We start from the raw sequence: 16,532 nt of genomic DNA on the forward strand, positions 1-16,532 counted from the left end.
TAACTAAAAACGTACTTACACCTTCACTCTACGGAATGATTCGGATTAATTTCTCCTGTTGAAAAATACCATCAACCTTTGGATCGGTTTTCTGAATAGGGATTTTTCCTCTATCCCCAATGCCTTGTCATAGCTATGGTATCCTTCTTCGTAGCGTCCCAAGTGAGCTAGAGCTGCACCTCGGAAAGTCCAAGCTTCGCGATCGTCTGGTTGAATTTCTAGAGCCTCGTTACAGCTGGATAGCGCTTCTTCATAGCGCTGGAGATGGATCAGCACAACACCCCGAAATACCCAAGCTGCGTGGTCTTGCGGTTCCAGTTCTAAAGCTTTGTCGAAACTGGCGATCGCTTCTTCATAGCGACCTAAGTTAGCCAGAGCATCACCGCGATCGTACCATAGTTTGTGATTATTGGCGTGAATTCCTAGAGCTTTGTTACAATTAACAACTGTCTCCTGGTAGCGGTTTAGGCTCATCATCGGTTCCCTCGCTCAGGAAGTGGGCATTTGAATTCATTTATTTTAGATGTATTTATACCACAAGATGCGATCGATCTTCGGATATCGTTAAGCTTTTGGGTATTATGCTCCTATTTTACAGGAGAAGGGCGATCGCTTCCGTAAAGATTCAAACTAATCCTGGGATAAAGTTGATGATTTCTGATTTAGCGCGTCAAGCCAATTAGATTTAAGCAGCTTTTCAATATCTGACTCAATTTTTGAAATCCTAATTTTGTTAGTATAGTATTGAGCATTTGCTTTACCTGCTCTTTTTATTGAGCTTGAATGAAGTCTCGGAAAGCTTGATAATCCTCTTCTGGGTCTGCTGGTAAATCTTTATCCCAATCGCTAAGTTATTCAGGACTTACGCACCCCGTCAGAGGTGTAGGGGCGGGTTTAGCCGATAAATTAAGGATTTCACAGATAACCCCAGTTCAAAACCCGCCCCTACAATCCTTGATTTTTCGTGATTTTGCGTAAGTCCTATTATTGCTTCATTATGTTTTAAAATGTGCTAAATTATCTTAAAATCCTTTAGTTATTTTAAGTAAAGGATCGACATCGTACCAACATTTAATATCTCCTTGAGCATCTTAGCACCGATGCAAGAGGTAAAGTAACCTTAAAAGGTTAGTCAGCATCACAAAAAAGGATTAACTTATGACACAAGCCAATGAACTCGCGCAGCAAATATATGACCTTGACGAAGATGTACTGGTAGCAAAACTCGGTACGCTCTCTGAAGAAATGGGCGGAGATTTAACAGGAGAAAGTGCGCCCAGGGGTGTTTCTCTCGATTCAATTGATGTTGAATTTGAAACGAGAGCGCCAATTTCCCAAGCAGCGATACAAGCTGGTCAAAAAGTGTTCGATCGAGTGAATGCGGAAGCTTACCAAATTTTGTGTACTCCTTTAGGCGATCTAAGTAGCCAAGAAGCCCTGGATAAGGCATTAGAAGAAAACTATACCAAAGCGGCTGGAATGTTAGCACCAGTTTTGGTATCTAGTTTAGGATTAGCTCCCGCTGTCGCTGCGATCGTTGCTTCATTAATTATCAAAAAGATTTCCAAAGATATTGCTGGAGGAATTTGTTCTACATGGGCAAAGAATTTAAATGTTTCTGAAATTCCAACTGGAAAAGAGGAGGGCGATCGCACTTCTTGAATACGTAGCTAAACTGATTCATTCAGGACTTACGCAAAGCCTCTATCTGTAGGGTGTGTTAGCGATAGCGTAACGCACCATCCACCATATTTAGCGTCCCTGCGTAAGTCCTGTCATTGATAGGGGCGATCGCCTTTTTAATTATTTGCGATTGGGGAAAGGGCGATCGCTTCCATGTTCACCCATAGGAATAGAATAAAACATCGCCGATCCTAATCACTTCTTTTAACTTAAAACTCTGTAGGGGCGGGTTTAGCAGTGAAGAAAGCGTCGAAACACAATAATCATCAACAAAACCCGCCCCTACAACTCAAAACTTTCCCTAGCCCCGTTCGGCCTTCGGCTTGAGCGCTCAGTCGAACGCTGAGCGCTCACGTCGAAGCCTGAGCGCTCGCCGAACGTCTCACGTCGAAGCCTAGTCCCTAGCTATACAGGACTTACGCAGGGACGCTAAATATGGTGGCTCGTGCGTTACGCTATCGCTAACGCACCCTACAGATAGAGGCTTTGCGTAAGTCCTGTATATTGACCATCTGGACTAAAAGCTATAGAAAGAATTGACAACCATGCTGATAGGTACGAAGGCTTCAAGCTATTAATTTGCGTGTTTTATCCCCCACAATTCCGTCGCCTACCAAATTATTTTTCTGTTGAAATTCCTTAACAGCTTTGTCTGTCCCAGGGCCAAAAACCCCATCGACTGAAACTGCCATCCCAGCGTTTTTAAAGTACTCCTGAAGCTTTTTAACATCAGATCCTTCCATCGTTGGTCGGCATAGACGTAAGACTCTAGGTCGATCATCCCAAGGTGCATGAGCAAAGCCAGTTGACGGCGATCGATTTAAGGCTTTTTCTGTTTGTCCTCCCGCAGCATAAATGCCATCCTCGCCAATCTTTTCATTCGGATTATTTTTGTTCCAAAGTTTTTGGAAGGCTAAAATTGTTTGTTTACGAAGATCCTTAAAGCCTTGTCCTTTATAATCAATATGTGGTGGATCGCCTGCTAAAGGTTGCCAACCATAAGGTTTTAAAAAGGGTAGCCAGCCTTGACGGTCATTAATATCCAGCGCCAAACCACTCTGGTGATTACTTGAGCCTGGTTTTGCTACAGGATTGCTGTTACTACCTCTCCAGTTATACAGCAGCATTTGTTGAGCAATCGTGCGATAGGCTGAATTAACAACAAGCTTAATCCCACGGGATTGAATTGCTTTTTGTAGTGCTTGTTTAGCTGGAGGCTGCAAAAATGGAAAAGCGGCGTCTGCGAGATCGACATCTAGATCGTCAAAACTTACTAAAGCATCTGGAACGATTAGATCGATCTGATATATTAGTTGCTGAGATAGTCCATTAACGATGGAAGTCGATACATTTTTCGGAGCATCTTTGAGCAAACCATTAAATCCCGCTCTCGCCTCAATTGCATCTAGTTCATTAATTTCTAGACAAGATTCAATGATCGTGTCATCTGCCTGTTCAACTGAAGAATCGATTGAGTCACTCATATTAACCTCTTAATTTTTCTAATTTCCAACACTGGTGAATAAAATGCAGATTCAAGTTTTCGTTGATTGAAATTAACTTCACAAACCAAGTTTAGCTAAGGTTTGTGCGCCAACAATCCCATCAGCAGTTAGACCTTGCTTTTTTTGAAACTCCTTCACTGCTTTATCGGTTCCTGCGCCAAAAAATCCATCAGCTTGAACATTGAATCCAGCTTTAATTAATGCTTGCTGAAGTTTACGCACATTATCCCCTTGCTGGAGCGGTTGACCGGGTTGAGCAAGCTGCATAACTTGAGTTGGTTTCCAGTCTAAAGCTGTTGACCAAGGCTGGCTTAAAAATAAGGCTTGTTCTGCTCTCCTCCGTCGAGATAAACCTAGAAATACTTGTCCGCCTGCTTTATCCCATCGCAAAAATTCATTGGCAGCTTCCTGAATTTTCCCTTGGTTTAAGAACTTTAAAAGGGTTGATTCAAATAGGGCACGGGCACCTACATTATAACTAAAACAAACTAAAGCCGAGTATTGATTGTCGTTAATCTCTATTTTCACGGCATTAGCTACCGCTGTCTCAAATTTTGCCATTTGTTTTTTGAGCATTTCTTCGGCTTGAGCGATGGTAATTTTCATTCCCATCTTGACTCCTTCTGTGCAGCCCCAACCTATAGTTGGTATGTTCACGGGATCGAGATATGCCTCTACGTATGTTCCCGCAGGGCTTTGTTTTAATTCATGCAAACCTTCAAAGGATTTGATTAATTTTAATCCTTCTTCGTTAATTTTTCTAAAGGCTGCTCTCGATTCAATAACTTCGGGTGGGACTGCGTTATCTGATGCGATCGCAAATGTTTCGGCTTGGGTGAATTGCAAAGCTTCAATTAGCAATTTCACTTGCCCTTCAGTTTTTGTAGCCTTTACTGCATCTTCACCTTCTACTTCATATAAACTACCGTCTTTGAAGATTTTGATCTGGTTTTCCATGATTAAATTCACCACTTGTGATGATTAGGTTCCCTAGAAAGGGAGTTTTCCCATCCAAAGAATAAGCAGTTTGTCAATGAGTAAATCTACTCAGGTTTTGCGGTAAGTAGACTCTTCATCTAAGCTTAATGCTTTGGGTCAAGGCAACTTGCCTTTAATTAATTCCTTAAATCTATACTGACACCAGCTATCCATCAACTATTCTGTATTATAAATAAATAATGTTGTCTGCATATGTTAAAATATGTAATAAACTTATTGTTAGTTACATTGATATAAAATTTTACAATCCCGGATTCGATCGCAGATGTTTATAGATTTCTCCATTCTGTTTTTCTTTTTCAGTCAAAAGCGAATTCATGAATAGCCCAGCAAGAAAGAAGAAAAGAATCCTGTTTTTGGCAGCCAACCCCAAGAACTCCACTCCTTTACGCTTAGGTCAAGAGGTTCAGGAAATCGGAGATGGGTTGCAACGCTCTAAAAAGCGCGACAAGTTCCAATTAGAACAAGAATGGGCAGTAACGCCTACGGATATGCGACGGGCAGTATTAGATTATAATCCCCAGATCGTTCACTTCTCCGGGCATGGTGCAGGAGAGGATGGTTTAGCCTTAGAAGATGAAAACGGGCAGATTAAGTTGGTAAGCGCCAAAGCGTTAGCAGCCTTATTTGAATTATTTATGGATCAGGTTGAATGCGTGGTGCTTAATGCCTGTTATTCAGAAGTGCAAGCAAATGCGATCGCACATTATATACCATACGTTATTGGTATGAACAAAGCCGTTGGCGATAATGCTGCACGGGAATTCGCCGTAGGTTTTTACGACGCATTAGGCGCTGGTAAAACTATAGAATTTGCCTATAAACTTGGCTGTGTCAGTATCAGCATGGCAGGTATTTCAGAAGAACTGACGCCAGTACTGAGAAAGAAATCAGATTTTTCTAGCTCTAATCCAGTAATTCAGCCGATAGAACCTACAAAGCCGGAAATTCCGCCAGTTTCAGTAGGAAATATGCGATCGCCTGCCGCGCCGACCGTTTCTCCCATCAATTTAGATAACCCAGAAGGTTCTGTTAGTTTAGATTCACCCCTATATATCGATCGTCCTCCCATCGAATCAGACTGCTACCAAGCTATTGCCAAACCTGGAGCTTTGATCCGAATTAAATCACCCCGTCAAATGGGGAAAACTTCTTTATTACAGCACATTTTATACCAAGCAAGAGAACAAGGCCATCAAACTGCTTATTTAAACTTTCAATCTGCGGATGGCAGTTTTCTGACCAATCTCGAACAGTTGTTGCAATGGTTTTGTGGTGAGATTACCAATGAATTAAATTTAGAAGACCGGGTAGCAGACTACTGGAAACAAGGCATGGGTAGCAAACAAAAATGCGGTAACTATTTTCAGCGCTACCTGTTAACAACAATTACCACACCATTAACATTAGGATTAGATGAAGTCGATCGAGTTTTTCAATATCCCCAAGTAGCGCAGGAATTCTTTGGTTTACTGCGGGCGTGGCACGAAAAAGGGAAAAACGAACCAGCTTGGAAAAAGCTGCGTTTAGTAATTTCCCATTCCAAAGAAGTTTATATTCCCCTCAATATCAACCAGTCGCCGTTTAATGTAGGTTTACCAATTGAGTTACCGGAATTTAACCATCAACAAATTGTTGAGTTAGTCCAAAAACATCAACTGAATTGGTCTGTAACTCAGATAGAACAACTGATTGGAATGGTAGACGGACATCCTTACCTATTAAGAAAAGCCCTCTATGAAATTGCTCGCGGTTATTTAACCTTAGAAGAATTTTTACAAATTGCACCTACTGAAGAAGGAATTTACGGCGATCATTTACGCCATCATTTAATTAACCTTACTGCCGATCCAAATTTGGAAGCAGCAATGAAACAAGTAATTGCTAGTTCCACTCCGGTTAGATTAGAAGCAAATCTAGCATTTAAGCTTCGCAGTATGGGTTTAGTGGAGTTGCGAGGTAATGATGTGATTCCTCTGTGCAATCTTTATCTCCTATATTTTAAAGACCGCTTGGGAGTCCGTTAATGAGACTTGCAAATCAAACATTTCTAGGTACGTTGTTGGGCTTACGCGCCAGATCTCGCGCTAAAGCGCAACAACATACTTTGTTTAAATAATTTAATTTTTAGGAGTTCGTTAATGAATGATAAACCCGCCTCAAATTATGAATATCAAGTCGGTGGTAGCTTACCTATTGATGCGCCTACTTATGTTAAGAGACAAGCTGACCGAGATTTTTATGATGGATTAAAAGCAGGAGAGTTTTGTTACGTCCTCAACTCGCGACAGATGGGAAAATCTAGCTTGCGGGTGCAGACAATGGCGAGATTGCAGCAAGAAGGATTTGCCTGTGCTGCTGTTGATATCACGTCAATTGGCACGTCAGATATTACTCCTCAAGAGTGGTATTTTGGAATTATTGACTCCCTGGTGAATAGTTTTGAACTTTACAATCATTTTGATTCTTATGAATGGTGGACAAGTAATGAATTAGTGTCTCCTGTTCAACGCTTCAGCAAGTTTATCAGAGAGGTATTGCTGGAATTCATCGATAAATCTATCGTGATATTTATTGATGAAATTGATAGTGTATTGGCTTTGCCATTTGATATTGATGATTTTTTTGCAGTTATTCGCGATTGTTTTAACCAGCGTGCAGATAAACCAGAATATAATTGCCTAACCTTTGCTTTGATTGGAGTAGCAACACCTTCCGATCTAATTAGTAATCACCTTCGTACTCCGTTTAATATTGGACGGGCTATTGAGTTAACGGGTTTTCAATTAGCAGAAGCGCAACCTTTGGCAGTCGGGTTAGAAACTCAAGCAGAAAATTCTCAAGCTTTCCTGGAAGCAGTATTATCTTGGACTGGTGGACAGCCATTTTTAACGCAGAAAGTTTGTAAATTACTTCTCAATTATGCCGACTCTGCATCAATCATAAATCATGCTGAACGGGTAGAAAATATAGTCAGAGAAAAGGTGATTGAAAATTGGGAAGCACAGGATGAACCAGAACATTTAAAGACGATCCGAGATCGCATTTTACGCAGCGAACAACGGGCAAGTCGGTTGTTGGGAATATATCAGCAAATTTTGCAACATGATGAGATTGCGGCTGATGATAGTCCCGAACAAATGGAACTCCGCTTAACAGGGTTGGTAGTTAAGCAATCTGGTAAACTTAAAGTTTATAACCAAGTTTATCAATCTGTTTTTAATTTGGATTGGGTAGAGAAAGCTTTAGCTAAGCTCCGTCCTTATAACGAAAGCTTTCGGGCTTGGGTAAATTCTAATTATCAAGATGAATCGCGTCTTTTGCGAGGTCAGGCTTTGCAAGATGCTCAAATTTGGGCAGCAGGTAAAAGTTTGAGCAATTTGGATTATCAGTTTTTAAATGCCAGTCGGGAAGTACAACAACGGGAATTTGAACGGAAATTTGAAGCTGAAAAACAGGCTAATCAAATTTTGACTGAAGCGAATCAGACGCTAACCAAGGCACAGCAAAAGGCACGCTGGATTACAATTGGAACGTCGGTTTTTGCTGGGGCGGCTATGTTAATTGCAACTGGGGCAACTGTTTTTGCCGGGAAGCAAGTCACTCAAGCTAATAATTTATCAAATACCATCCAGGAAAGTGCTTTTTCCAATGAAATTTTTCGTTCAGGGCAGACATTTCAAGCACTGTTGGAAGCATTGAAAGCCGGAACAACCTTAAAAAAACTAGATGCTTCAGCCGACACGACAAAAGACATCAAAGGACAAGTGATGGGTGCGCTGCAACAAGCAGTTTCCGAAGTAAAAGAGCGCAATAGTTTGGAAGGGCATAGCAGTTCGGTCTATCGCGTAGCCTTTAGTCCCGATGGCAAGACATTGGCTTCTGCTAGCCTTGACAAGACCATCAAATTGTGGGATCTGCAAACCCAAAAACTGATCGCTACCCTCTCCGGGCATAGCGAGTCGGTCAGAAGCGTAGCCTTTAGTCCCGATGGCAAGACATTGGCTTCTGCTAGCGCCGACAAGACGATCAAACTGTGGAACCTGCAAACCCAAAAACTGATCGCTACCCTCTCCGGGCATAGCGAGTCGGTCAGAAGCGTCGCCTTTAGTCCAGATGGCAAGACATTGGCTTCTGCTGGCGATGACAAAACCATCAAATTGTGGAACCCGCAAACCCACAAACTGATCGCTACCCTCTCCGGGCATAGCAAAGAGGTCTATAGCGTCGCCTTTAGTCCCGATGGCAAGACGTTGGCTTCTGCTAGCGATGACAACACCATCAAACTGTGGAACCTGCAAACCCAAAAACTGATCGCTACCCTCATTGAGCATCGCAATTGGGTCACTAGCGTCGCCTTTAGTCCAGATGGCAAGAGTTTGGCTTCTGCTAGCGCCGACAAAACCATCAAACTGTGGAACCTGCAAACCCACAAACTGATCGCTACCCTCACCGGGCATAGCAATTCGGTCAGTAGCGTCGCCTTTAGTCCAGATGGCAAGACTTTGGCTTCTGCAAGCTATGACAACACCATCAAACTGTGGAACCTGCAAACGAGATCCACCCTCACCGGGCATAGCAAAGAGGTCAATAGCGTCGCCTTTAGTCCAGATGGCAAGACTTTGGCTTCTGCTAGCGCTGACGGTACCATCAAACTGTGGGACGTACAAACCCGAAAAGCGATCGCCATCCTCACCGGGCATAGCAAAGAGGTCAATAGCGTCGCCTTTAGTCTAGATGGCAAGACTTTGGCTTCTGCTAGCGATGACGGTACCATCAAACTGTGGAACCTGCAAACCCACAAACTGATCGCTACCCTCACCGGGCATAGCAGTTCGGTCTATAGCGTCGCCTTTAGTCCAGATGACAAGACTTTGGCTTCTGCTAGCGCCCACAAAACCATCAAACTGTGGAACCTGCAAACCCACAAACTGATCGCTACCCTCACCGGGCATAGCAATTCGGTCTATAGCGTCGCCTTTAGTCCAGATGGCAAGAGTTTGGCTTCTGCTAGCGCCGACAAAACCATCAAACTGTGGAACCTGCAAACCCACAAACTGATCGCTACCCTCACCGGGCATAGCAAAGAGGTCAATAGCGTCGCCTTTAGTCCAGATGGCAAGATTTTGGCTTCTGCTAGCGATGACGGTACCATCAAACTGTGGAACCCGCCAACCCAAAAACTCATCGCTACCCTCACCGGGCATAGCGATTGGGTTTATAGCGTCGCCTTTAGTCCAGATGGCAAGACTTTGGCTTCTGCTAGCGCTGACGGTACCATCAAACTGTGGGACGTACAAACCCGAAAAGCGATCGCCATCCTCACCGGGCATCGCAATTGGGTCTATAGCGTCGCCTTTAGTCCAGATGGCAAGACTTTGGCTTCTGCTAGCTATGACAACACCATCAAACTGTGGACTTCAATGTCTTGGGATTTTGATAAACTGATGGCATTAGGCTGCAACTGGATCGGCGATTATCTTAGCACCAACCCAGAAGTGACAGAAAAGGATAAACAGATGTGTTCTGATTACCTCAAACGCAAGTAAATCAAACTGATTACCTCCCCCAAAAGTAGAATTTTTTTTATTAAAATATCTATAACCCCGCCGCTACTGTATTCTCTCCAGTCATAAACTACTATAAAAGATTAGGCAACATCACAAAAAAGGATTAACTCATGACACAAGCCAATGAACTCGCGCAGCAAATATATGACCTTGACGAAGATGTACTGGTAGCAAACACTCGGTACGCTCTCTAAGGAAATGGGCGGAGATTTAACAGGAAAAAGTGCGCCCAGAGGTGTTTCTCTCGATGCGATCGATCTTGAATTTGAAACGAGAGCGCCAATTTCCCAAGCAGCGATCCAAGCTGGTCAAAAAGTGTTCGATAAAGTTAATGCCGAAGCTTACCAAATTTTGTGTACTCCTCTAGGAGATAAAAATACTCAATAAACGCTGGATAAAGCATTGGAAGAAAACTATACCAAAGCGGCGGGAATTTTAGCACCTGTTTTGGTATCTAGTTTAGGATTAGCTCCAACTATTGCAGCACTTGTTGCTTCAATAATTATTAAAAAGATTTCCAAAGATGTAGCGGGAGGAATTTGTTCGACATGGGCAAAAAGTTTAAATATCTCCGAAAATTCAACTGTCAATCAGGGAAGTAATACCGCTTCTTAAACACATACATGATTTATGCAACTAGCACATTAAAAAAGGTACGTTGTTGCGCTTCAGCGCTAAAACACAATAACGTACCTCTTTTAAATGTTCTACTTGTGTAAGTTCTGGAAAAATAGGTTCTTTAAACCTTTCGTCCTTCCTAAATCAAACTACACTCTTTTTCACCACCACTTCCACCTTTTCCGTCGTCCATTCCTCACTCGCATCAGTCACCACCCTAATATTGCGCTGCGGGTTATCTTCATCCACCACTGCTGACAATAATTCTCCCAACGCAGTAGTAGGATTTTTATCACCAATTCCTGGACGAGGTTGGTCTAAGGGTGGCAACTCTAATAACTCAAAATTCGTTGCATCCACTGTCGCAAATACTTTAATGACATCTACCCCTTCCTGATAATTTTCTGGTAAATCCATGTGAAACGTATAGTCTTTGGATGATTCGGGGTCTACAGGTTCACCACCAAGACTTTTAGGGTAGAATTTGACAATACCTAAATCGGCCTGGAGCATCAAAGCCGAAATATTTAAAACTTGCTTAGATTCATTGTGCATTCGCAGGGTAATTTTTTCACCTGATTCCAACACCGGCACCTGACCATCAGCATTCAAAACTACCTCTTGTCGTTTGACTGATTTAATCACTTCAACCTTAAGTTTGCCATTAACATTAAAATCAGCAGAAGCATCCTCATTATCTAGCTCCAAAATACTCTCATATCTGGCAATATGAATTAAGCGATTAATGAGCCTTTTTGTGGCTTCAGGTTCATCAACTTTGATGGGAAATAGAAGGTTTTTAACAAGTTCTTTATTCTCCTCCAAAATCCAATATTCCCCTTCTGAATTCAGGGAAACAAAATAATCCACATTCTCATCTTTTTCATCTTCCGAACAGAATTCTATCCAGCGATGACCTTCAACTTGCTCTTTTTTTGCTTTGAGGATATCTGGGAGCATTTCCACATTTACACCAGAAATTTGCGGTAACGGGTCAGGCAGAAGAACGCGAACTTTGCGAATTTGTTTCAACCCTGGACTCAAAGAGACCGTAGGGGAACCAATTTCAATCATTCCTTCTGCTAATTTATTATTGATTGTTCTGAAACCAAATAGCTGTGTTACTTCTGCCCAACAGTCGGATGCGCCCAATTCTACTACTTTAACCGTAGCAATTCGCTGTTCGCTGTCCTCATTTTTCCGCGTCCCGAATCGAAAAATATCGAATTCTGCTCCTTTTTTAAGACCGCTCGATTCCCCCATTTGTATTTGGACTCTGTTTTTGGTAATATCTACTTTCATCACCGGAGCATTACGATTAGCAACGACAGATTTACTGCCCAAAAAAGAGCGATTTATCTCGCCAATCAACATCGGTGTTTGTCGTTTAAAGTCATTGTGAACTAGATTAGAAATGCGATCGTACAAGTCTTTAACAGGAATCTCTGTCCCGTATTCTCGCAAAGCTTTTAGTAAATAATAAGTTAAAACGCCGTTGCGTTCCGTCCCTTCAAAAACCTTTTCATAAGCGAATTCCTGATCCTGACAAGCTGCTATTAATGTATAACCTTTCGGTTCTGGTAACAAACCATTGACGACGGTAATATTGCGGCTATTTTCTGTTGAAGCTTGCCAGTTTTGTGCTAATTCCTGAAGCGGTGCGACTAAACTATCTGTAGGTCGAAGAGTCATATCAATAAAACCTTCACCGCGAATCCGGTCATCTCCGCTCATTTCTCTGGTTGCGCCACCGGAATGACAGCTATCGAGTACGAGGGTTACAACTAACTCTTTTGCCACCATTTCTTCCAGGAGTTTGGCAAATTCCAAATCGCGTAAATAGCGTGAGTTTGGTTGACCGATATCCGTGGGAACCAAAGCTTCATCTAGAGCACCAAAACCCTTGAGGCTTTCAAAAATTGTTTTCGCCCGTCCGCCGTGACCGGAGTAGTGAATATATACTCGGTCTTGAGGTTGGGCTTTGGCGGTTAGTTCTTTAAATTTGGCGACGATATTTTCATAAGTTGGTAAGAGTTCTGGGCGTTCTTGGGGTTGGTCGGGATTGTCGGAAGCAGTCGCGGTGAGTTTAATAATTTGGTCGGGTGTGAGGTTGAAGGTGTCTTTTAAATAGGTTTCGACGTGGTTGATATCTTGGACGCATCCCCGCAGGTTTTTGTAGTAGTTACCTTCTGGTAAGCGATGGGGGAAGTAGAAATTGATACCGATGAGGAGGGCGTAGAAGTTGGGGGTTTGGTTGGTCATGGTTGTTGGTGGGTAAGTTAAGGGGTTTTGGGAAAGGTTTTATTTTTATATGGGAATGATACCAAATCCGGTTTAGCTGCTAGGGTAAGAGCATCTCAATTAGGCTTGAGACAAGGAATCAAAAGAATCTAATGTATGAGCAATGAAAGAACAACTGAGAACCAGAACTATATAATAGTTATCCATAGTAGTGCGTTATTTTGAACCATTACCAAGGATTTTCCTGTTTAGCGTCATTCTACTCATAGTATAGACGATCGGTAAGGTTAAGATCCATGCCTTCGATCGCACTTCTCCATTGCTTAACATTTCTTTGCAATTCATCTGATAACCAATGATCGTACTGCGGATAAACTGGCAAACGCGCTACCAATTCCCACCCCGCAGGCAATAAAATTTCTTGCAATTTCTGATGTTGCAGATGTGGATAATCGGGATTCACTTCATCTTTTGGCCCGATGCCTCCCAAATCTCTCGCACCCGCATCTAAACAAGCTAATAACCAACTTGGTTCTTTGACCAAATTGGGCGGAATTTGGATAGTAATATCTGATGGCAATATCTGACGAGCTTTTGCTATTACTTCGGGTAATTGATGCGGATCGAAAGCTGGCGCATCCAAAGTTTGTAGACTGCCGGGACTGTGAGGTTGTAAAATCACTTCTTGGATGTTATTATAGCGTTGGTGAATTTGGCAAATTGCCTCCAAAGTTTCCCACCAATCCGCCTCGCTTTCCCCAATTCCGAATAACAAGCCAGTGGTAAATGGAATGCCCAACTCTCCCGCCCATTTTAACTGTTGCAGGCGAAGTGCGGGTAATTTGCTGGGAGCGTACTTGTGAACGGTATCTAATAACTTAGGTGTTAGCTGTTCTAACATTAACCCCATCGAAACATTAACATTCTTGAGTTTTGCCATTTCCTCAAAACCGATCGGCCCAGCATTGGTATGGGGTAAAAATCCCATTGACAGCGCTAGTTCGCATAAATTGTAGATATGTTGAAACCAAGCTTGTCGCCGTGACGAGTGGGGATGTACCTCGCCGCTGAGAATGAGAATTTCGCAAATCCCTTTATCATGAAGGGATTTCAGCACTTTTTCAGCATCCGTCAATGTCAGCCAGGGACTTTTACCGGGATCTGTTCTAAAATTGCAGTACGAACATCGATTAAAGCATTCATAAGTAGGAACTAGGGTGTAGGCTGGGCTGTAGGTGATGGAGCGGGAAAAGGATAATGTCATCTGCTGGTAGAAAGAACACGAAATATCAAAATTTTAACAAATCTAAGATTTTAGAGATTGGATTACAATTTTAATCCAAAATCCAAAATCGATTTGCCCAGCCAAGTTTTTGCAACTAATCAAGAGACTTCCCTTATTTCTTTTACTTGACTCCAACGTTTTTTGGCATAGATGTTTTTGACGTGGGTTTTCACTGTGTTAAGAGTGATTTGTAATGTTTTGGCGATGTCTTGGTAGCTGTAGTCCTGACGCAGCAGCGACCAGATTTCCATTTCGCGATCGGTTAGGTGGTATTTTTGCTGTTCAAACTGTATTTCTTCTTGCAAGAGTTGGTTGCGGTTTTCCAAGAACACCAAGATGTATTGGCTGGTGGCGTCACCTAACCCCAAGTTTAGCCAACTGGCGCGGATGCGAATAGTCTCTTCCTCAGCAGTTTCGCACTCTACCATTAAAGGTGTAGTGTCGGAGTTGCCATTTCTGATTAAGCGATGGCAAATTTCCGAAATCACGGCAGGGATACTCCCACTGTAGCGATCCATAATAGCCAATTTTTGGCAGATTCCCTTGGCTTGCTGGTTCAGGTACATCGGTTTGGTGTTGCGGGAAATCACCATGACCCCTTCCCGCAATGACTCAGCCAAGGCTATCCAGGGTGAATCGAATAGTGTCGCAACGCCGTTAGCTTCTAATTTATCCGGCTTTGGTTGCGAAACGGGTTCGGTTGCAAAGCGATGATTTGTCCTTGAACTTAGCGTGGGGATCTCTTGGGAAGCAGTTAAGGTGAGTGAATTAGCTTTCATTTGTCATCGTCCTCAAATCTAAGGCTATTGTCATCGCCTTAAAAATGAAGCTGCAATGAGTAAGCCGCATACATCTCCAGACTGTCGAAGTTAAACCGGAGATGCTGAAGGGGGAGGAATCGACCTGAAGTAAGGTGAAGTTTTTTTTGGGAGTAAACTAAAAGCAGATGCTTCGATCTAAATTTTCGGCCAGGTTGCCGTGAAACAGTTCACCCGTTGGGGTGCTTCTTGATACCGTTACTAAAAGTGCGATCGTATGAAACCCGAATACTTAGACAAGTGGTTTCCCCTTGAGCAACAGCACAGCTATGTTTCCAGGCTTTTCAAGCAGGCTGGACTTACCCGCCGTCGGGCGGAGTGCTTTGTCCGGTTGTGGGCGTATTTACTGCTCAAGCAGCAGCACGAACGAGGAAAGCGCCTGGTGCAACCGTTGACTCAACTGGATATGCCGCAAGGTGCGGTTTCCTGTACCCATAGAGAGGCTGCGGAGTTATTTTACGCTGACAAAGAGCGAGGGAGCGATCGCGCGGCTGGGATGATGATAGACCAACTAGCTGCGATCGGTTTGCTCGAAAAAGAATTCGACGGCCAAACTATTTGTATCGAAATTCGGCCTTTACCCGAACTGGCTAACTCCCTGAAGCCAGCAGAACCCGTACAAATCGAGATAGACAACTTCAACCCCGAAACAGACGGCGTTCCCATTGCCAATTTGATCGCTCACTACTATAACCGATTGGCAAAAGATAGCTCTACTACTCCTCACAAGCTGGTCAGAGTACTGCGTACTTGGGCTGGGCAATACTCCACAGGTATGCGGGTGCTGCGTCGTTGCGACAATCAAAATCCCGTCGGCATCTACATTCTCTACCCCACAGCCAGCGAATCGGAGGCGAACTTCTTTCTCCCGCCTCACAAAACGCGCTTCATAACTTCAGATATCCAGACCGATAGCTTCAAAATGGCTCATCCAGGAGATCTAGATTGCACTTGTGTTTACGTAAGGGCTTGGATTATCGATAACCCTTACATACAGCAAGCTACTGTTTGTCAATTTGCGGAGGATGTACAGAAGACTTTGGTGCAGATGCAGGCTGACTTCCCCAATCTTTGCGATTTTTATACCATATCGCTCAATCCTGTCTATGAAGAAATGCGGCGGGCTATAGGATTTCAAAAAACCTGCCAGGATACCCAAAGGACTATTCACTGGGTTTATCTGCCAATGAAGCGATTTTTGGCCTTGGATATGAAGCAAGCCCTCTCAGGTATTAAGTTTGGGACTATCTCTGCGGTTTGACTTCAAGAGTTGCCGAACCTGGTATAAGCTCCCTTAATCACACTCATAAAGCTAAACAATCAAAACAAATGTCAATAACCCCTTTACAAAACTAAACAAGTAGCTTAATCTATAAACAGGTAGAAAAAACACTACCTCGCACCTCGAAAAATACATAGCAATCATAAACAGATGACCACCACCATTCAACAGCGCTCCAGCGCCAACGTCTGGTCACGGTTCTGCGAGTGGGTCACCAGCACCGAAAACCGCCTCTACATAGGCTGGTTCGGCGTCCTGATGATCCCCACCCTCCTAACCGCCACCACCGCCTACATCATCGCCTTCATCGCCGCTCCTCCCGTAGACATCGATGGCATCCGCGAACCAGTCGCAGGTTCCTTACTCTACGGAAACAACATCATCTCAGGAGCAGTAGTTCCTTCCTCTAACGCCATCGGCTTGCACTTCTACCCAATTTGGGAAGCAGCCAGCTTAGACGAATGGCTCTACAACGGTGGCCCATACCAGCTAGTGATATTCCACTTCCTGATCGGCATCTTCTGCTACATG

13 protein-coding genes are annotated in these 16,532 nt (G+C 43.3%); 7 read left to right on the forward strand and 6 right to left on the reverse strand.

Translation table 11 applies throughout. The annotated features are described in order from the left end of the window. Positions 1 to 45: 45 nt before the first annotated feature. A complete protein-coding gene (locus tag LAY57_RS28145; RefSeq protein WP_249070484.1) occupies positions 46 to 477 on the reverse strand; it encodes a tetratricopeptide repeat protein in 432 nt (143 codons plus the stop codon). A 681-nt stretch (positions 478 to 1,158) separates the two neighbouring features. Between LAY57_RS28145 and LAY57_RS28150 the strand changes: the two genes are divergently transcribed. Beyond that, positions 1,159 to 1,662, forward strand: a complete 504-nt coding sequence (locus tag LAY57_RS28150) for a hypothetical protein (RefSeq protein ID WP_249070485.1) — start codon at positions 1,159 to 1,161, stop codon at positions 1,660 to 1,662. A 587-nt stretch (positions 1,663 to 2,249) separates the two neighbouring features. On the opposite strand, the gene LAY57_RS28155 is transcribed toward LAY57_RS28150, so the two are convergent. Both LAY57_RS28155 and LAY57_RS28160 read right to left on the reverse strand, forming a co-directional pair. Beyond that, positions 2,250 to 3,167, reverse strand: a complete 918-nt coding sequence (locus LAY57_RS28155) for a peptidoglycan-binding protein (RefSeq protein ID WP_249070486.1) — start codon at positions 3,165 to 3,167, stop codon at positions 2,250 to 2,252. 78 nt (positions 3,168 to 3,245) lie between these two features. Beyond that, complete coding sequence (locus LAY57_RS28160) at positions 3,246 to 4,145, reverse strand: glycoside hydrolase family protein (RefSeq protein WP_249070487.1); 900 nt, start codon at positions 4,143 to 4,145, stop codon at positions 3,246 to 3,248. 359 nt (positions 4,146 to 4,504) lie between these two features. Here LAY57_RS28160 and LAY57_RS28165 point away from each other — a divergent pair, with 359 nt between their 5' ends. The 4 genes from LAY57_RS28165 to LAY57_RS28180 all read left to right on the forward strand — a co-directional run bounded on the left by LAY57_RS28165 (position 4,505) and on the right by LAY57_RS28180 (position 10,372). Continuing rightward, positions 4,505 to 6,214 (forward strand): AAA-like domain-containing protein, encoded by a 1,710-nt coding sequence (locus LAY57_RS28165; RefSeq protein ID WP_249070488.1) that lies wholly within the window; start codon positions 4,505 to 4,507, stop codon positions 6,212 to 6,214. Between the two features lie 114 nt (positions 6,215 to 6,328). Then, entirely contained in the window at positions 6,329 to 9,736 is a 3,408-nt protein-coding gene (locus LAY57_RS28170; RefSeq protein WP_249070489.1) for a WD40 domain-containing protein, read from the forward strand. Between the two features lie 219 nt (positions 9,737 to 9,955). Further along, positions 9,956 to 10,144: a hypothetical protein gene (locus LAY57_RS28175; protein ID WP_249070490.1), complete on the forward strand. Its 189-nt coding sequence runs from the start codon at positions 9,956 to 9,958 to the stop codon at positions 10,142 to 10,144. 15 nt (positions 10,145 to 10,159) lie between these two features. Next, positions 10,160 to 10,372, forward strand: a complete 213-nt coding sequence (locus LAY57_RS28180; RefSeq protein WP_249070491.1) for a hypothetical protein — start codon at positions 10,160 to 10,162, stop codon at positions 10,370 to 10,372. 147 nt (positions 10,373 to 10,519) lie between these two features. Here LAY57_RS28180 and LAY57_RS28185 read toward each other — a convergent pair whose 3' ends face one another. From LAY57_RS28185 to LAY57_RS28195, 3 genes are all read right to left on the reverse strand, one after another. Beyond that, positions 10,520 to 12,637: a caspase family protein gene (locus LAY57_RS28185; protein WP_249070492.1), complete on the reverse strand. Its 2,118-nt coding sequence runs from the start codon at positions 12,635 to 12,637 to the stop codon at positions 10,520 to 10,522. 238 nt (positions 12,638 to 12,875) lie between these two features. After that, positions 12,876 to 13,880, reverse strand: a complete 1,005-nt coding sequence (gene cofG, locus LAY57_RS28190; RefSeq protein WP_249070493.1) for a 7,8-didemethyl-8-hydroxy-5-deazariboflavin synthase subunit CofG — start codon at positions 13,878 to 13,880, stop codon at positions 12,876 to 12,878. Positions 13,881 to 13,999: 119 nt separating this feature from the next. Beyond that, the gene (locus LAY57_RS28195) at positions 14,000 to 14,680 is read right to left on the reverse strand and encodes a helix-turn-helix transcriptional regulator (protein ID WP_249070494.1); all 681 of its coding nucleotides are present in this window, start codon (positions 14,678 to 14,680) and stop codon (positions 14,000 to 14,002) included. 256 nt (positions 14,681 to 14,936) lie between these two features. On the opposite strand from LAY57_RS28195, the gene LAY57_RS28200 reads away from it, so the two are divergent. Beyond that, on the forward strand, positions 14,937 to 15,980 hold the full coding sequence (locus LAY57_RS28200; RefSeq protein WP_249070495.1) for a hypothetical protein: 1,044 nt from the start codon (positions 14,937 to 14,939) through the stop codon (positions 15,978 to 15,980). Between the two features lie 171 nt (positions 15,981 to 16,151). Beyond that, on the forward strand, positions 16,152 to 16,532 hold a 381-nt coding region (locus LAY57_RS28205), incomplete at its 3' end, for a photosynthetic reaction center family protein (protein WP_476727026.1).

It is taken from the genome of Argonema antarcticum A004/B2 (genome assembly GCF_023333585.1).
In the GTDB taxonomy this organism is placed as follows: domain Bacteria; phylum Cyanobacteriota; class Cyanobacteriia; order Cyanobacteriales; family Aerosakkonemataceae; genus Argonema; species Argonema antarcticum.